12 protein-coding genes and 1 pseudogene are annotated in these 16,438 nt (G+C 50.2%); 3 read left to right on the forward strand and 10 right to left on the reverse strand.

The window, feature by feature from the left end; genetic code table 11:
- Nucleotides 1-564: 564 nt before the first annotated feature.
- From MKX74_RS27440 to MKX74_RS27450, 3 genes are all read right to left on the reverse strand, one after another.
- A complete protein-coding gene (locus MKX74_RS27440; protein WP_341180441.1) occupies nt 565-1,323 on the reverse strand; it encodes an AAC(3) family N-acetyltransferase in 759 nt (252 codons plus the stop codon).
- A gap of 198 nt (nt 1,324-1,521) precedes the next feature.
- Nucleotides 1,522-2,832, reverse strand: coding sequence for a DUF4179 domain-containing protein (locus MKX74_RS27445; RefSeq protein ID WP_341180442.1), 1,311 nt, complete (start codon nt 2,830-2,832; stop codon nt 1,522-1,524).
- The gene (locus MKX74_RS27450; protein WP_341180443.1) at nt 2,819-3,370 is read right to left on the reverse strand and encodes an RNA polymerase sigma factor; all 552 of its coding nucleotides are present in this window, start codon (nt 3,368-3,370) and stop codon (nt 2,819-2,821) included. Before MKX74_RS27450 ends, MKX74_RS27445 begins: the two co-directional genes overlap by 14 nt.
- Before the next feature lie 236 nt (nt 3,371-3,606).
- On the opposite strand from MKX74_RS27450, the gene MKX74_RS27455 reads away from it, so the two are divergent.
- Both MKX74_RS27455 and MKX74_RS27460 read left to right on the forward strand, forming a co-directional pair.
- Nucleotides 3,607-4,344 (forward strand): glycosyltransferase, encoded by a 738-nt coding sequence (locus MKX74_RS27455; protein ID WP_341180444.1) that lies wholly within the window; start codon nt 3,607-3,609, stop codon nt 4,342-4,344.
- Nucleotides 4,344-5,060 (forward strand): glycosyltransferase, encoded by a 717-nt coding sequence (locus MKX74_RS27460; protein ID WP_341180445.1) that lies wholly within the window; start codon nt 4,344-4,346, stop codon nt 5,058-5,060. The genes MKX74_RS27455 and MKX74_RS27460 overlap by 1 nt, the downstream gene beginning before the upstream one ends.
- 288 nt (nt 5,061-5,348) lie before the next feature.
- On the opposite strand, the pseudogene MKX74_RS27465 reads toward MKX74_RS27460, so the two are convergent.
- From MKX74_RS27465 to MKX74_RS27475, 3 genes and pseudogenes are all read right to left on the reverse strand, one after another.
- A pseudogene (locus tag MKX74_RS27465) lies at nt 5,349-5,602 on the reverse strand (hypothetical protein); the annotation flags it as partial.
- 102 nt (nt 5,603-5,704) lie between these two features.
- Nucleotides 5,705-6,241 carry a hypothetical protein gene (locus MKX74_RS27470; protein ID WP_341180446.1) on the reverse strand — a complete coding sequence of 179 codons (537 nt, stop codon included), beginning with the start codon at nt 6,239-6,241 and terminating at the stop codon, nt 5,705-5,707.
- A gap of 100 nt (nt 6,242-6,341) precedes the next feature.
- The gene (locus tag MKX74_RS27475) at nt 6,342-6,707 is read right to left on the reverse strand and encodes a MerR family transcriptional regulator (protein ID WP_028590579.1); all 366 of its coding nucleotides are present in this window, start codon (nt 6,705-6,707) and stop codon (nt 6,342-6,344) included.
- 113 nt (nt 6,708-6,820) lie between these two features.
- Here MKX74_RS27475 and MKX74_RS27480 point away from each other — a divergent pair, with 113 nt between their 5' ends.
- Entirely contained in the window at nt 6,821-7,582 is a 762-nt protein-coding gene (locus tag MKX74_RS27480) for an SDR family NAD(P)-dependent oxidoreductase (RefSeq protein ID WP_341180447.1), read from the forward strand.
- 202 nt (nt 7,583-7,784) lie between these two features.
- On the opposite strand, the gene srtB is transcribed toward MKX74_RS27480, so the two are convergent.
- The 4 genes from srtB to MKX74_RS27500 form a co-directional block, all read right to left on the reverse strand.
- On the reverse strand, nt 7,785-8,564 hold the full coding sequence (gene srtB / locus MKX74_RS27485; RefSeq protein ID WP_341180448.1) for a class B sortase: 780 nt from the start codon (nt 8,562-8,564) through the stop codon (nt 7,785-7,787).
- Between the two features lie 18 nt (nt 8,565-8,582).
- On the reverse strand, nt 8,583-14,870 hold the full coding sequence (locus tag MKX74_RS27490) for a DUF7601 domain-containing protein (protein WP_341180449.1): 6,288 nt from the start codon (nt 14,868-14,870) through the stop codon (nt 8,583-8,585).
- 410 nt (nt 14,871-15,280) lie between these two features.
- Complete coding sequence (locus MKX74_RS27495) at nt 15,281-16,165, reverse strand: IS3 family transposase (RefSeq protein WP_169445793.1); 885 nt, start codon at nt 16,163-16,165, stop codon at nt 15,281-15,283.
- Nucleotides 16,087-16,431: a helix-turn-helix domain-containing protein gene (locus MKX74_RS27500; protein WP_028592002.1), complete on the reverse strand. Its 345-nt coding sequence runs from the start codon at nt 16,429-16,431 to the stop codon at nt 16,087-16,089. Before MKX74_RS27500 ends, MKX74_RS27495 begins: the two co-directional genes overlap by 79 nt.
- Nucleotides 16,432-16,438: the final 7 nt, after the last annotated feature.

Below are 16,438 nucleotides of genomic sequence, written 5' to 3' on the forward strand. Positions count from 1 at the left end.
CCCTGTATTTTTTATTGGTTCCTTGTTTTTAGGCAATAAAAAATACAGATCCCCGTCCACTTCTGCGAACTTTGACCTGCACCGATCACGAGAGAGAACAACCCGAATAAAGGCATAGCTCAACAAGCTATTCCCATCACATCCATGTTCTACATACGTAATCATAAGCAGCTCAAAAAAGCCCACATGACGTGGAGAAAAATCAGCTTTTTTATTGCCAGCCTATCGAATACGTACAGAATGTAGCATGGATGGCGAGCCTCCTTTGACTGAATATATGTGATTTATAACATGGATCGAATCTGCCGTCAATATTTCGCCGACTATTCACAGCTTGTTAAGTGGCTCTATACTCTCCGACCCTTTTTCAGATTAAGTAGACCCATGTAGATTTGACCCTTTGGACAATAAGACACAGCTTATAACTGATTAGTCAGTTGATACGGCAACTTAAAAAGGCCCCCTATCATCACCCATCCTGATGACAACAGGGGAACCTCTTTTTTTGCACCGATACACTGTGCACAAATACAGCGATACGAATCTCCTCACCGGTTCACTCACTTATAGCAAGGGGTTATTATCCGAAAATAACTCAGGGTTGTCCGCCAGCATCTCGGTAATCACCTCGGCAACGGCCGCTGCATCACATACTCGGACCACTGCGTCACCTATCTGCCCCTTGCGCATCGCGCCTCTATTCTCAAGGACCTCATCAACCTTCCAGAAATGCTCGGACCACGACAATCCCCAATGTCTTCGGGAAGGCACGGGGATCTCCGTTCCATCAGGCAGCACGGTGTATAGCATTTCATGAACATCTGTTAGTCGCCCCGGGATGTCGGCCCACTCCTCGACACCGTGGATGAAGGTATTGCGTCTTAAGTCGACTCCCACCAGCAATATGGTCGCCTTTCGGTCAAGCAGCTTCCCCCAGGCCGAGCCTCTGGCGCAAGGCGTGTCGAAGAGGTGATCGTCCTTGGTGAACTCTACCGCATCCTGCCCCAATGCAGCTACCGAGTGCGTAGGATGCCAAGAGCGGACTACACCTGGTCTGTTACGAAAAAGCTCTGGCAGAATGCCAATACAGGATGGGGATTGATCTACGTAAAATCTAGGGTTGTCCGCTTTGATATAGGACCATGTATGGGTAGGCAGCACCAACAAGCCATCCTTCATATATGCAGTATATGCATCTAATACGGTATCCGCGCCGCCTTCGACCGGACCCATGCTTTTCAGGGATGAATGGACCAACAGCGTACCTTGGCTGTCAATGCCCAGCTGTTCTAATTGCTTCATCAAGCTCTCTAACGTGTGCATATTCTATTCCCTCCTGCCGCCATTATAGCAGAACTCTCCATTATCGACCGTACACTTATTTTTGCTGCATACTCTCTCTATCTATTACCTCTGTGATCTATCTTATATTATGCAGCTACGGCGAAGTAGGAAGCTGCATGTATACCTGCCGAGGCAAAGTAGTGATTATGTGGAGGTATAAGGTAGCATCGCCTTCCGTCAATCGAGTGGAATGTCTGCCGTCTTGTCGTACGTTTTTCTATAATGAATCCCTTCAATATGCAACGTCTTCGGCTGCCCGCTCGTGTCGAACAACAGCGTGCGTTCCTTGAGAAGCTCTCCATCCTTCCCCTTCGCCTCGGTTTGGCCTATGGTCGTGCGCAGTTCCGTCGTTCCTTCCATCGTCTCCAGGGTCACCCCATTCAGGAGAACATCGTCTTCGGTCGCCAGTGTGATCTCTGTTCCTTCATCGGTCGTCTTAACCTGCTTAATCCATAGCTCCTTGCCGCCCACAGATATGGGCCTGTCAGCCTGCACGTCAGTCTGCGATCCATGTGTCAGGTTGACCTCCGCGTCAGTCCTCTCATAGCCTGAGAACGTCCTGACAACCAATTGCAGCGTCTCCAGATCCTTAGGCAAAGTATCATAACGAAGCTCGAACGTTCTTCCGCGTACAGAGTTGCTAACCCCGCTTCCTTCCATCGAGACAGGCATGCCATTGGCGAGCAGCTCTATGCCCTCAAATGGCTGACGAACCCGGTCCAGCTCCTTCACATTCCAAGTCCCCTTGACGACGGTGGAGAGCGGTGTTGCTGTAATGGACCCGAATGTAATGGCTCCCTGATCGACGGCAATTCTGGTCTTAATCGCCTGCTGCACCTGTGTCTGGATGGCTTGCTTCGGATGGTAAGGAAAGGTTAGGCTGCCCATCCTCATATGCTGATCATCTGTCTGCTCAGCGTAATGCAGCGTCAGTTGCTTGGCGAATGCATTGACCGAATCAAAGCCGGCGAGACCAATCAGCTCTGTCTGTTCGTCATTGATCGTCGTCGTTCCCCAGCCCATGTAGGAGTCTGTTAAGAAGCCCGTCAGCTGGGATAGTCGAAAAGAATCCTGCGTCTGCTTGGCAATACCATCAGGATTGCGAAGAGAGTAGTACAAAATCAATTGATTGGCATCGGCCATTAGGCCGCTTACAACAAGCTCCGTGCCATCCTGCAGAACGACATGCTGATCAACCGTTTGTCCCATGCCAGCAGCATTTACTTTCTTTAACGTGCCTGTCATGACCGCATCGAATCCGAGGATTCTTTGGCCGTAGTAAGCAAAGGCTTCATAGTTGTAGCCACCAACCGATATCACTATAGCTGCTATCGCTACTGCAATCGCCCATCTTGAAGCCTTGCTGCGCCGCCTCCTGTCAGGAGTCCGATCCAGCGCCTGCCGAAGTCTTCCCTCCAGCTCCTCAGGTGCTTGTAAAGCAGTTATCCGCTCTCGCTCATCGGCTAGTAGTTCTTCAATTCGTTTCATCTGATTCACCCCCGTACCATTTCTTGAGCTTTTTCAAGCCATTGAACACCCTGGATTTCACCGTTCCTACCGATACATTCGTGATCCTAGCGATAGCTTCATAATCCAGATCGTGAAAATATCTGAGCTCAATCGCTTCCTTCTGATCGGGATTCACCCGCTCCAGCGAACGGCGGATGTCCATGTTCTGATCCTGCTGTTCATACGGATCCTGGATACCCGCTGCATCGCGATCCCTGACGTTGTCACCCTGCCACTCATCAATCAGAATGGTCTTGTTACGCCTCTTGAGCATAGCTCTGCAATGATTCACCAGAATGGTTCGACTCCAGCTGTCGAATGAATCCACCTTTCTCAATTGGTGAATCTTCTCGTACAAGATGATGATCATCTCTTCTAAGGCATCCATCGCATCATGCTCATTCCCCATATAAGATAATGCCAGTCTGTAATAGGCATCCTTATTGGCTAGAATCAATTGGAGCAAGGCTTCTTTATTCCCTTTTTGTGCTTGTCTGACCCCTCGGGCGACCTTCATCTCCTCACCTCATTCCCCTATAAGAGTATTGTGAGCGACAAAAAGTTCAATCGGCGAAATAGAAATTTCATCCTAGCATCAAGCCCTCACTACCATTTGCTCTTTCAATCACTACAGCTCCTTGGCTGGTTGATGTGCTCATTCTCCATTTAGTGAATTGGCCGTTCCCCATAGCTACTAATTACATAGTTTAGAGAGAACTAGCTTCAATTATCACGAATAAGGGGAGCGATATCATGGGGGTCAGCCCAAGAAACTCTATCACCCAGCAAGGAGTATCTATTATTTCCTGCACGAATCGCAGGGGCTTTATCAAAAATCTACTTCAGAATTATAGTCGTCAGCGCCATTCCAAGAAAGAGCTAATTATTATTGTCAACAACGACTCCATCCCACTGGCGCCTTATAAGAGCATGGCTAAAAAGCTTCGTAACATTCACGTGTATCGTGCTCCACAGCATCACTCGCTCGGCGCTTGTCTGAATCATGCCGTTAAGAAAGCCAAGTATAGCTACATTGCCAAATTCGATGACGATGACTACTATGCCCCCTACTATTTAACAGACAGCTTGCTAACCTTCCAAAAAACCAATGCCGATGTCATTGGAAAACGAGCTCATTATATGTATTTACGAGGCTCCAAGTCACTGATATTGCGCTTCGCGAAGGATGAGCATCGGCCTGTAAAGGTTATCCCCGGTGCAACACTTGTCATCAAGCGCCAGGTATTGCGTAACGTTCACTTTCCCAATCGCAGCGTAGGTGAAGATGATCAGTTCTGTATACGAAGTAGACAGAAAGGGTACAGGGTCTATTCTGCCGGTCGACATAACTTTCTAGCGATACGCCGTAAGAACTCAGCACATCACACCTGGATCATCAGTGACCAGGAGCTGATCTCCGCCAGCCAACGGATACGATCCGTGCGGAATTACAAGAAATTCGTACAGAAAAAGCCAAAGGGCGTATCGTGATGGCCAACTCAGCTATTTCCCATTCTCGGAACGGGGTATCAATCATCGTGTGTACCAAACGTCGGCAATGCATGCGGGCCCTTCTCCGTAATTACAACAGACAGAATTATAAGAAGAAAGAGCTCATTATCATCTTGAATCATGATCAGCTACAGGTAGATGAGTATAGAACGGCCGCAATGCCTTATAAGAATGTACGCGTCTATAGCTTGCCGGGGCGGGTATCACTTGGACGCTGCCTAAATTATGGGGTTGCGCGAGCCCGGTACAGCCTGATTGCCAAATTCGATGATGACGATTATTATGCCGCGGGTTATTTGACGGAGAGTGTACGGACCCTGCTGAAGACCAAGGCTGATATTGTAGGGAAGCGTGCCCACTATATGTATTTGGGTGGGAAGGGGCTTCTCCTGCTTCGTTACCCTGACCAAGCGAATCAATATGTCTCCCTCGTCCAGGGCGCCACTCTGCTCGCCTCACGCCATGTGCTGAGTCAGGTGGGCTTCCCGGATCAAAATCGAGGAGAGTGCATCAGACTGTTCCGCAATAGCAAGGCCAGGGGATACCGAATATACTCAGGAAGCACCTCCAACTTTCTCGCGATTCGCAGGAGGAATTCGAGGGGCCACACCTGGATTGTAAGCGATAGGGAGCTGCTATCCGGGCAGGCCAAGGTACTGAGGGTGGGAAATCCCAAAGCTTACGTATCTACGTAATATACCAACCTAAGCTATCAATTATTTCTTCGGTACATGTCGATGCTCCTGTGCCCTCCACCCAAAATCCTCCTCATATCTGCTCGCTGCTGGGGATGACCTTTCTCCATGGGATGCACAATAGCCATACGGAGGACTGAACCGTATAGCTGTTACTTGAGTGACAATGATCCAGTTGTAGCTTCTTAAAAAGCTACAACTGGACCAGACTCAGTGTAAATATAGAGTCGCTGCAAGCGGGAGTCCGCTCGACCGCTATGAAGCTTGTTGTTCGGGATTGCTGCACTATTATTGGACTGCTCTAGTTCTGAGTGAATTCCATATCTCTTCGGCAATCTCCTTAATAAAGGCAAGCTTGCGCATTTGTTGCTCCTCGGTCAGATGGTTGCCTTCCTCGGTGGAGGCAAATCCGCATTGTGAGCTTAGGCAGATCCGATTCAGATCCACATATTGCTTCGCTTCCTCGATACATCCTCCTTGCGCTCCAGCTCTCCCAGCTTGGAAGAGGACAAGCCTAGCACGACCTGCTGATTGTCCTTCAATGAGGACCGCAAACAGCGCCACACTGAATAGACGCTGCATGCATCACGAATAGCCCCCTTCGACAAGGCCGAGGGAGCTCGAATTTCGTATGGATGGACAGTCTAATCCTCATCCTGTGCTGCTGGAGTAGCCGGGGCCATGAAGCCCTGAACGGCACCGAGAAACGGGCGAATCGACTGGATCATGCCGTAGCCCATCTTCACGACAGGGACAAATCTCTGAATCATGCTGAACAGTCGCATGCCGCTACCGAGCATGCCACCCAGCCCTCCTGCACCCGCTGCGGCGCCGCCAGCTCCGCCCAGACCACCGAATAGCGAACCCATCATGGGAAGGAATGCCGACACCTTGGCATCTGGCCTACGGGAGCGCGAACGGGCAGATGGTCTGCGCGCACTGCGTTTTCCCTTGCTGCGACGGGCACCTGTTGCCTGTGAACCCGCCTTACCTTTGGTAGAACGGGAGCCTTGCTTTGTGGAGGACGCCTCTGTAGGGGTCCCAGCGCTGGCAAGCACCAACCCACCGGAATTCACATCGGTAATATAGCCGACGTAGGTCTCTCCGCTGTGCAGGGTGATGCAGACCGGACGGCCCTGAAGCTTCTTGGCCCGCGCACGGATCGCTTTGGATTGTGCCATGAGTAATCACCTCGCTCACTGATTGATACTTCAGTGTACGCCAGGGACGGGCTAACTGCTTGTGCGAATGGGGCAATCATCGCTTGATGGGCATGGCCTGCTATCTCATCTTATTCGTTATAAAGGTCTTGTAAGCGGAGATCTTATGCTCAAGCATCTCATCTGCAGCCTGTAAAGTCTTCATCTGCTGCTTAATTGCTTGTCTGTGCTCCTCTAATAAGCCTAGTCTCTCCTCTGACGTATGCTCTCCTTCCAGCACAAGTGCAGCATACTCCTTAATTGTTGCGATGGGCATTTGCGTCTCTTTTAGCTTAATTACAAATTGCAGCCACTTCAGATGTGAGTCCTGATATCGTCTGTCTCCGCTGGCATCCCGGTCAGGTATAATGATCTTTTCCTTCTCGTAGTACCGCAGTGTATGTGCGCTTATTCCTAATTTTTCGGCCACTTCGCCAATAGTATACAAGAGACATCAACCTCGCTGAATTTTTTCTTGACTTAGAGTTCACTCTAACCAGTATAGTGAACTCATTGCTTATTTACAATCCATGAAAATAAATACATTCGGGAGGCATTCAGATGAAATATACCGTGATTACAGGTGCTAGCTCAGGCATCGGATATGAATCAGCTCTTGCGTTTGCAGCACGCGGCAAGAACTTGATCATCGCAGCACGCCGAACAGAAGAATTGGAGCAGTTAAAGGCAACCGTGGCAGACATGAACCCGGAGCTGGACGTGATCATTCGTACTGTTGATTTATCCGTCACAGCGAACGTACATGAATTCTATGAAGGCCTCCGGGATTATCAGATAGAGACTTGGATTAACAATGCGGGCTTCGGGAATTTTGCTTCTGTAGGGGAGCAAAAGCTGGATAAGATCGAGACGATGCTTCACTTGAATATCGAGGCGCTTACAGTTCTATCTTCTCTGTACGTACGAGATTATGCCGAGGTGGAAGGAACGCAGCTCATCAATGTATCCTCAGGTGGTGGATACGTGATCGTGGCTGATGCCGTGACCTACTGCGCGACAAAATTTTATGTAAGTGCCTTTACTGAAGGGCTCGCACAGGAATTGAGGGGAAAAGGAGCAGCCTTGCAGGCGAAGGTTCTGGCACCTGCTGCCACAGAGACCGAGTTCGCCCAGCGCTCTCTGGATGTAGATGAGTTTCAATATAAAGGCTCGATTCCAAAGTATCATACGGCGAGAGAAATGGCTGGGTTCATGTTGGACCTTTATGATAGCCAGCAGGTTGTAGGTATTGTAGATGGTACAACGTATGAATTCCAATTGAGAGATCCACTGTATCCTTATGTGTCGAGAATGAGAAATTAGGTGGCATGGGGACTAACTTAAAAGTTTAGCACAACATCTAAAATACAGAACAGCATCCCACTAGCTTCTGAGCTGGTCTGTAAAGCATCCTGATAAATAAAAAAGCCTGTAGACCTGTCCCTAAAGGAACTGTCGTCTACAGGCTACGCGTCCTCCATGGGAGAACACATCATGAAGCGCTTGACTCCTCATTACAGCATCGTCATGTAATCTTCCGGGCAACCACCGCTAAGCGGCCGTTGTCGGTTGAGTACTCACACGTTGACAATACAATAAGCTTATCGCCATACTGGGCGGTTACGCCCGTGTCATAAAGAGCAAGCTTCTTAATGCTCTGAACATACGAATCGAACTCGGCTGGCGTATCGACATTCTCAATCTGGTAGTATTTAAACACGTCGTCCGATTTTCGATACACCTCTGACAGAATAACGGCAACAATCTCATACTCATCCTTTTCGTAAAGCGTGTTGAATTGGAAGGTAGCATGCTCCTTATAGAAGCTTTCTTTCTTGTACTTCATAAGATCTTTGAACATCCAGCCGCTTTTCATATGGTGACCGTGAATCAATAAAATATCGGAACCGTTGATCCGGCTGTGCTCGTCCAAGAAAGGAAGCCCGCCTTTGCTGTCTTTTCGATCAAAATCGTGATTGAGATAGTACTGGGAATCCTGTGTATTCTGCATGACTGGATACTCAATACGGGTACCGTCGATCTGAAGCCAACCGACGATGTCTGGATTTCTCTCGTAAAGCTCTCGAAATTCGGGAAGCACGACAGGCTCATTCGCTTTCGCGAGCAAAGTGGAGGGAAAAGACTTCCCTCCGCCTCTGTCCGATTCTCTACTCCAGACGTTCGTCAGCTCCTCGATCTTCTGTTGCTCGGCGTAAGCCTCCACGAGCGTTTTCGCAAGATTGGCTAGAGAGAATACCAACACGAGGACGGATACGGCGATAAGAATTTTTTTCATTTTACTCATTTCTTACCGCCTCTCCGATTATTGAATGTGTTGCTTCCTCTTGCTACTGAGTAGACAGAAACCGATTGTGATGATGGACATCAGCGCCAATAGCATGTAGAAGATTGGCGATACACTGCTATCTCCTGTTGCCGGGACATCGTCCAGCTCATTGCTGACATTGCTAGTTCCTTTTTTGACGTTACCAGTCACATCTTGCCCACCATCAGATACATTACCGACGTTACTGACCCCAGTATTGCTGTCGACAGCTTCGCCGTTGCTATTGTCAGTTTCGACGTTGTCGTTGTCAGTTCCAGCGTTGCCGCTGTCAGTCCCGACGTTGTCGGTGTTGCTTCCAGCGTTGCCGCTGTCAGTTCCGACATTATCGGTGTTGCTTCCAGCGTTGCCGCTGTCAGTTCCGACGTTATCGGTGTTGCTTCCACCTTTACCATTATCGGTTCCGCTGTTACCGTTGTTGCTTCCGCCATTGCCACTGCCGGGCACAGGATTTTCTGGCTCGGGTTTGCTTGGCTCGGGTCCGGGAGTCGTCGGTTCAGGCTCAGGGTCTACAGGAACAGTACCGCCACCGCCACCGCCGGAACTAATCGGCTTCATCGGTACGTCGTGTTTTACGATCTCGAAATCGACAGAGATCGTTTCACTCGTGTACGTCTCATATCCGGGCTTCGTTACAACCAGATAGTAATCCGTTTCCGGGAATACCATATACGCATAGAAGCCAGCTGCGTCGCTGTCCTGCTCCGGGCTCTTGTTGTCGTGCGGTGGGAAGCCTGGAACCGCAGGCAAGGTTACTTTCGTGCCCGGCTCGATTCCCTTCAATCTGTTCCTCTCCGTATCCGCATAGTACAACGTTACCGTTGCTCCCTCGATTTGCCCTGTATTGATCCCCTTGTTTGCATCGTAAACAGTGCCATACGGGTCAACCAGCTCCTGAGAAATATTCAATTCCCCATTCGCCTTCACGTCCAGTTCAGCCTTCTGAATCGTCAGCTCTTTGCCTGGCGCAACTTCGTAACGCACTTCCATCGTGTACTTCTCCGCAGACAAGCCTTCCGCCGAGAATGCGCCGTTCGGTTGCAAGTCAAATGCTTTCGGAGCGCCGTTCTCTGTAACATATTTACCGCTAGCATCTCGCAAATAAATGCGCATCTTGCCAGCAAGCTCGCTGTTCAACAGTGAAGACTGCCCATCAGGCTGCTTCAAGAGCACGACGCCGACAGCCGTAATGTGCGCCGGAACCAACTCGCCGCCCTTCACATTGCCGTCAACTTCTGCCTTTTGCGTGAAAGTGATCGATTCGTTAGTATTTTTAATCTTTGTCGTGAAGCTGATCGTATAATCGCCGCCATACCGCACAGGGTGGAAGTATCCTCCTTGGTCGTCGGTCATGATCTCTTGCTCGTTGCCATTCGTTTTATCGGTAATGACAATGCGCTCATTCGGAAGCACTTCGCCCGTTTCGTTATCACGCAGCACTCCGAAGATTGCCGCCGGTACGGTGGTTACTTTCGTATCGGCAGTCAACTTCCCTTCCGTCGGGCTGTCTACCCTCGCCGTGATGAGATGATCCTCAGGCGTAGTCGTGTCCAGCTTTGGCGGTGTATAAGGGATGACCGCTTTGCCTTGCGTATCGGTCTTTGCTTTTACTTCCGTATGATCTGGCAGTGTAAAGATGACTTCGGTGTCCGCAACTGGCTTGCCTTCATGATCCGTCAACGTTGCCGTTAACTGTGAAGGTGTCTTACCATTTCCTGGGACAACCGCAGGATCTGGCGTCAGCGTCAGCTGGCCAGGGAGATACTTCGCATTGACGAAGCGAGCCTCCGCGATCTGTTTCTCTACAATCGTGCCGCTATGCGTCCGATCCACCGGGTTAGCCGTGTAATCCTCGCCCGTATAATCTGTCTGGGTGACGATATAACTGTGACCGCTTGGAACATCAATAGCGACAGTCTGTCCATGCTTGAGCGTGATCGTCTCGCCAGACTGGATGGTTCCCGTCGTGCCGTCCGACTTTGTATAGTTGTACGACTCATTCGATGCAGCGTCAGGGAATTGAACAGTGAACTCAAATTCCTTATTCTTATCTGCACCACTGCCTTCTACGGTCTCCCCAATCAACAGACCGCCGTACACCATCCTCGTGTTGACGACTTCTTCCTTATGGTCGCCCTCCTCGGCAATGATGCCGGTCGTCTGCCAGTTTGGCCAAGTCGTCGCGTAACCATCGCTCGTATAATCCGTCTCGGTGATGGTGTAGGCTGTATCCATCGGAATCCCATTGATGACAGCTGTCTCCCCATGCTTGAGGAGGAGCTTGCCACCAGACCCGATGGTTCCCGTTCCACCACCCGATGTCGTATACGTATACGTCTTACCCGCACCTACGCCTGCAAAAGTAACAGTGAACTCGAACAGCTTGTCCTTGTCCCCACCATTACCCGCGACCGTCTGTCCGATCGTCAGCTTGCCAGGAAGGTACTTGCTATTGACGAATTTGGCTGTGGCCGTTTCCTCTGCTACAATGCTACCCGTACGTGTCAGGCTTTCCGGGTCTGTAGTGTAGCCCTCATCTGTGTAGTCTTTCTGAACGATAGTGTAGGTAATACCGTCAGGGATGTCCTTGATGGTAATAGCCTCGCCATCCTTCAGGATAATCGTGTCGCCACTAGCCACAGTGCCGCTCTTTGAGCCAGAGTAGGCATAAGACTGACCGTTGCTAAAAGTAATCGTGTATTCAAATTCCTTATCCGGGTCAGCGCCTTTCCCCTCGATCGCTGTGTCCAGCGTCACATTGCCGGGCACCCATATCGGAGTTGGCACAACCAGTGGGTTAGTGCTAGTTACCTCTACCCCGTTCACCCAGATCGGATTCCATGGAGTAGAAGCCACACGTACTTGGTATACTGTCGTGGTCGGCAGATAGGTGATTGGGTCAATATACGTTTGCTTGAGCACGTAAAGTCCTGCTTTGGCAAAAAGACTAAGCTTTCCGTCCACACCTGTAGTTCCACCTGTGACCTCTGTGACGCCATCTGGCTCATAGAGCGTAAATATTACGCCGCCAAGCGGCTTGCCCTTAGGATCAACCTTCAGTAGATCCAGCTTGCCTTGGGTCTCCGCACTACCACCCACGTCACTGCTGTCCACCGAGTGTTCGCTTCTGGCACCGATATTCTTCAGGGTATCATCACCCATCAGCTTGATCTCGTTGCCCACTTTCCCACCACTAGGCACTTCGGTGACTTCAGTCTGATACACGAACTGGTAGAGCTGATTCGGATTGGTCATGCGGAACATCAACCGGGTTGTACCTCCTTCGGTGACGCTGTCCACCTTGACCTCACTATTTGGATCGTATAGATTCAGCGCATCACCGTCCTTCGTCAGTCCACCGCTCGGGGTCAGCTTGGCGCGATATACTGCCATGTCTGGGCGTCTCAGCGAGAGATCCCCCTTCTCATCCTTACGCAGCGCCAGCCCCTCTCCAAGAGTGTCCTGGAGATAGACGCCATCCTTTATCTCGAAAGGCGGGGTGTAATTCACCGTCCACTCCAGCACGCCAGAGTTCGGCTTCGTTACAGATTTGCTGAGCGACTGCATCGGGACGATGACCTTGCGAGTAGCTGCGACTGTGCTAGGCTCATCCCCCCATGTGATTTTCATCTCGGCGGTGTTCGTCACCTCTTGCCTTGACTCACCGGTATCAAAATACTGACGCAGGGTCTCCTCGCTAGGTCTTGCCTTAACCAGAACTACATAGGGACTTTCCAGCTTCGTAAAGGAAAAAGTACCTATGTTCCCTGCGGCAGAGAAGCTCACGAGATCACTTGGGTCGGAGATCAACGTCGTTGCGCTAGCAGTTGCTCCATAGTCTGCCCGGGTTCCCTTGTAAATCGCAAAGTCCTGCCCCTCCGAATAGGGTACAAATTCCCAGCCCTCGGGGAGGGTATCTATGAGTCTGATGTCACTGGCAACATGATTGCCACCATCCTTTGCCATCTCCTCGGTCTTCAGACCATTCATATTAAACGATAGTCGGAAGGTCACCGTCTTGGTTACCTGATCGTAAGCTGCCAGTGTATAGGCAGCGTTAGCGTCGTTTCGGATATAGTGGTTGACATTCGAGGGACTAAGAGACGTCCCCTCCGGAGTTGACGCAAAGAGCATCTCTTTCGCAAACATGCCGCCGTTAAACCGGATAGAAGGTCTAGTTGAATCAATTGTTCGAGTTGTACCTTCAAACAGGACCGCCCGATTATAATGATCTGTGCTTCTATTCGCTGCAAAGTGCTCCCACTGTGTCATCAGGGAAGTGTATGTGAACGAAGCAGGCTTATCGGTATTGTATCCGGTGACCTGAAGCAGGTCGGCGACAGGCTTCCCATCCTGTGAAACGGTGTATACCTGATGCGTTAAACCGTCACTCGACTGAAAGGAACCTGTCTGAAAGCGCTGGTAGTAATTCTCTCTACTGTTACCCTTCAGCTGGTTCAGGATTGAAGGATCAAGCTCTGGACTGGCAGTAACCTTGGTTAAGTCGATGGAGCTCGCATCCCCATACACCAGTAGATCGTACACCGCACCGTCCGGAAGGGCCTCCTGAGGCGTGAGGGTAACCTTCCACGGCAATGTGCCCAAGGCAAGGGTTTCACCGGATCCTACGCTCTTTGTCAAGGTATGGGCGCCAATGGTGACAACGGCGGTATCCCACACTGTAGCTTGATCATTGTCCTGCACGGTATTAACATCCAGCTTCCACTGGGCCGTGGCCTTGTTGGTGAAGCCCGTAGTGCTGCCCGTAACTTCAGATACAATGATCAGTCGGATCGGGGCGTTTACCTCTCCGAAAGAATATACACTGTTTGCATCGGGAGTAATCGGCGTTGTTGCTGCCGACCAGTCCTTCTTGGCAATGTCCCATGACTGCCATGCAGCAGATTTCCAGGTCAGCCCGGTCGGCAGGGCATCGGTGATCGTGAAGTCCTTCAGACCCTGCTTGCTGTAGTTCTTGTTGACATCAATCGTCCATGTCATGGTGCGCGGGTCTGTAGAACTTGACCGCTTGTCCAATGTGCCGCTCTTCTGAATCCAGTCAGGCTTGAAGGCGACGCGCCATGTATTCGCGGAGAGCAGCTTGCTATCCGACGCATCTCTCAAGTCCGCGGTATTGGTAACAGTCTGATACCCATTATTGCCGCTGTTATACTCAGTGTAATACTTGGCCTTGGGAATCCACGTCTTGAAGGTGACAATCGCCTTGTCACCGAAGCCCCCAGGGAAGGTATAGTTCAGCGTGTTCGTGCTGCCACTCTCAGGTGTCACCGCACTACCGTTGACCTTGAGGGAACCCTCCACATAGGTACCCACCTGAGCCGGATCGAGCGCGTTATAGAACTTTAGCCCGTCCAATGGCTGCGGGATGGCAGGATCGAACATATCCATTCCTGCAATGTCCACCCGCCACTCGATTGTACCCTCCACGAAATCCGCTGCATAAATCCAATTGTTCTCGGAAGCGTTGCTATTAGACTTCATGCTAATGCTGTATGCAGGCGTGACATTAGGGTTATCGAGCATATAGTTCGACCCGAAAATATCAATCGGCTTTTGCTGGCCATAGCCTATACCGGTTACATCCGCCTTCGCGGTAGATTCAAAGCCAAAGGTGATGTTCCGGCCCTGGCCGTTGAAAAAACGTTCTTCACCGTCGAACACGACCCTAATGCCAGCTTCGGAAAAATGGGCGGTTCCAATGGTGTACCCCGATTTTTCTCTCAGCGTCATGGTGGCCGTCGGCAGAATTACCTCCGGAAAGTAGGTCGCTTTGTCCAGCATCACATAGTCGCCATATAAAATGACCGTGCTGCCATCCACCGTGTTCGGGTCGGCGGCGTCACCCTTCACCGGAACCTTGATGTCTATCGACTTCAGGGAGAAGGGCTTTCTACCATGAATGGCCTCCCCCGTCTGCAAGACTTTCCCTTCCTGTATAACTTCTAGCGGAAAGGGCGTATTCGCTCCCATGAGTACCGCTGTCTTGTCCGTCAGGTCTGCCGCCAGCGATATGAGTTTAGCAGGCAGTGCATACACCTCATCATGTACCGATGAAGGTTCGTCTGACGGCTCGTCTGACGGCTCGTCTGACGTATCGTACACGGCGTCTGTTACCGATACCGCTCCGTATCCGTCTGGTGCACTCCCCGCAAATGCGCTAGCCGAGAACGCAAACGTCTGCAAGAAAAGCAATACGGCCAAGAAGAAGGACAGCACAGCTTTACTTACACTGTGTTTTCGTTTCAAAAAAATTTCCCCTCCATTCCCAAACTTTCGGTATATCGGGCTCATCCTCCCGATGAAAACCGCTCTAGCGAATAGACATATACTATTGGCATGCTTCCAGCATCCCTTGATATGATTGGAATCTTGCAGGCTCCAGATGAGCGTGTAAGTGCCATGGGATGCAGGTCGTTAACCATGCTTAGTAGCAATCTCCCCTCTCATTCGATGATTTTCGCCATGTGTCTACTGCAAATAGCACAAAACGCCCAATTTACACAGCGTATTTGTGACAATTATAGTACGAGGGACCTAAACAAAATCTCGACAATTACTCAACAAGCAAAGCGACAGGCCTACTCATGCATTGAATACAAGAAAAACCCCCTTACCAGAGTGGTCAAGACCCCATTTAGTGGACATTGAAAAAACACCTAAGCTAGAAACTGGCGTCGGTACTCTACCGGCGTCAGTTTGTTTAATTTACGCTGTGGTCGTCTTCGGTTGTAAAAACGTATGTATTTCTCAATTCGTCTTTGTGCCTCTGCCAGATTTCGTATATCATAGGGATAGAGTCCTTCCGTTTTGAGATGCGAGAAGAAACTCTCCATGGAGGCGTTGTCTAGGCAATTGCCCCGGCGAGACATGCTGATTTGGGCGCCAACCTTTGGCAGCATGTCGTGGTAAGCATGAGACGTGTACTGGAACCCTTGGTCGCTGTGAACGACCAATCCGGTCACGTCTTTTTGCTTTGCAAATGCCTTGGCAAAGGTCTGGAGGACCAGCTCATTGTCGTTACGTTCGCTAAGTTGGTAGGCCACAATCTCGTTATTGAATAGGTCTTTGACTGCTGAGAGATACAACCAGCGTTCGCCTACCCGGTATTGAGTCACATCCGTCACCCATTTCTGGCTTGGTTTTTCGGCTGTGAAATTTCGCTTAAGCAGATTATCAGCTACACGCTCGGCAGCCTGGTATGTCATATTAAATCGACGTTTCCGGCGAATGCTGGCTTGAAGACCGAGCTTTTGCATAAGGCGCAGCACCTTTTTGTGATTCATCCATACACCTTCATCCTGCCACAAGAACAGCTGGATCTGCCGGTAGCCATACCTTCCTTCGTAGCGTTTATACACCGTGCGGATGAGTCGTTTAGCACCGGCGTCTGGGTCGTTGTTCTTCCGCTTCAAATATGCGTAGTAACCACTTCTAGAGACGCCAAGGAGTTGGCAGTATTCAGCTACTTGGCCGATGTCCGCTGCTTGCTCAATGAGCTTGAAGCGCTGTTCTTTCCCTCCCGCATCCAGATTTCCAAACACTTTTTTAGCATCGTATTCTCCCGTTTCAACTGCTGAACATATCGCTCCTGATCTAAATATTCTTTCCGCCTTCCTCGTTGATCCAATAGACCAAACTCACCTTTCTCACGGTATTTTCGCATCCAACGCTTCATCCGACCCTGATCTTGGATTCCGAAATGATCGTTGATCTGCCGATACGTCCACTTTTCCTCTACGTGCAGGCGAATTGCCTCCACCTTGAGTTCCTCGGAATACGTCTTAAACTTTTGACCTTTAATAGCCATTAAAAAT

Source organism: Paenibacillus sp. FSL K6-1230, assembly GCF_038002385.1.
In the GTDB taxonomy this organism is placed as follows: Bacteria; Bacillota; Bacilli; order Paenibacillales; family Paenibacillaceae; genus Paenibacillus; species Paenibacillus massiliensis.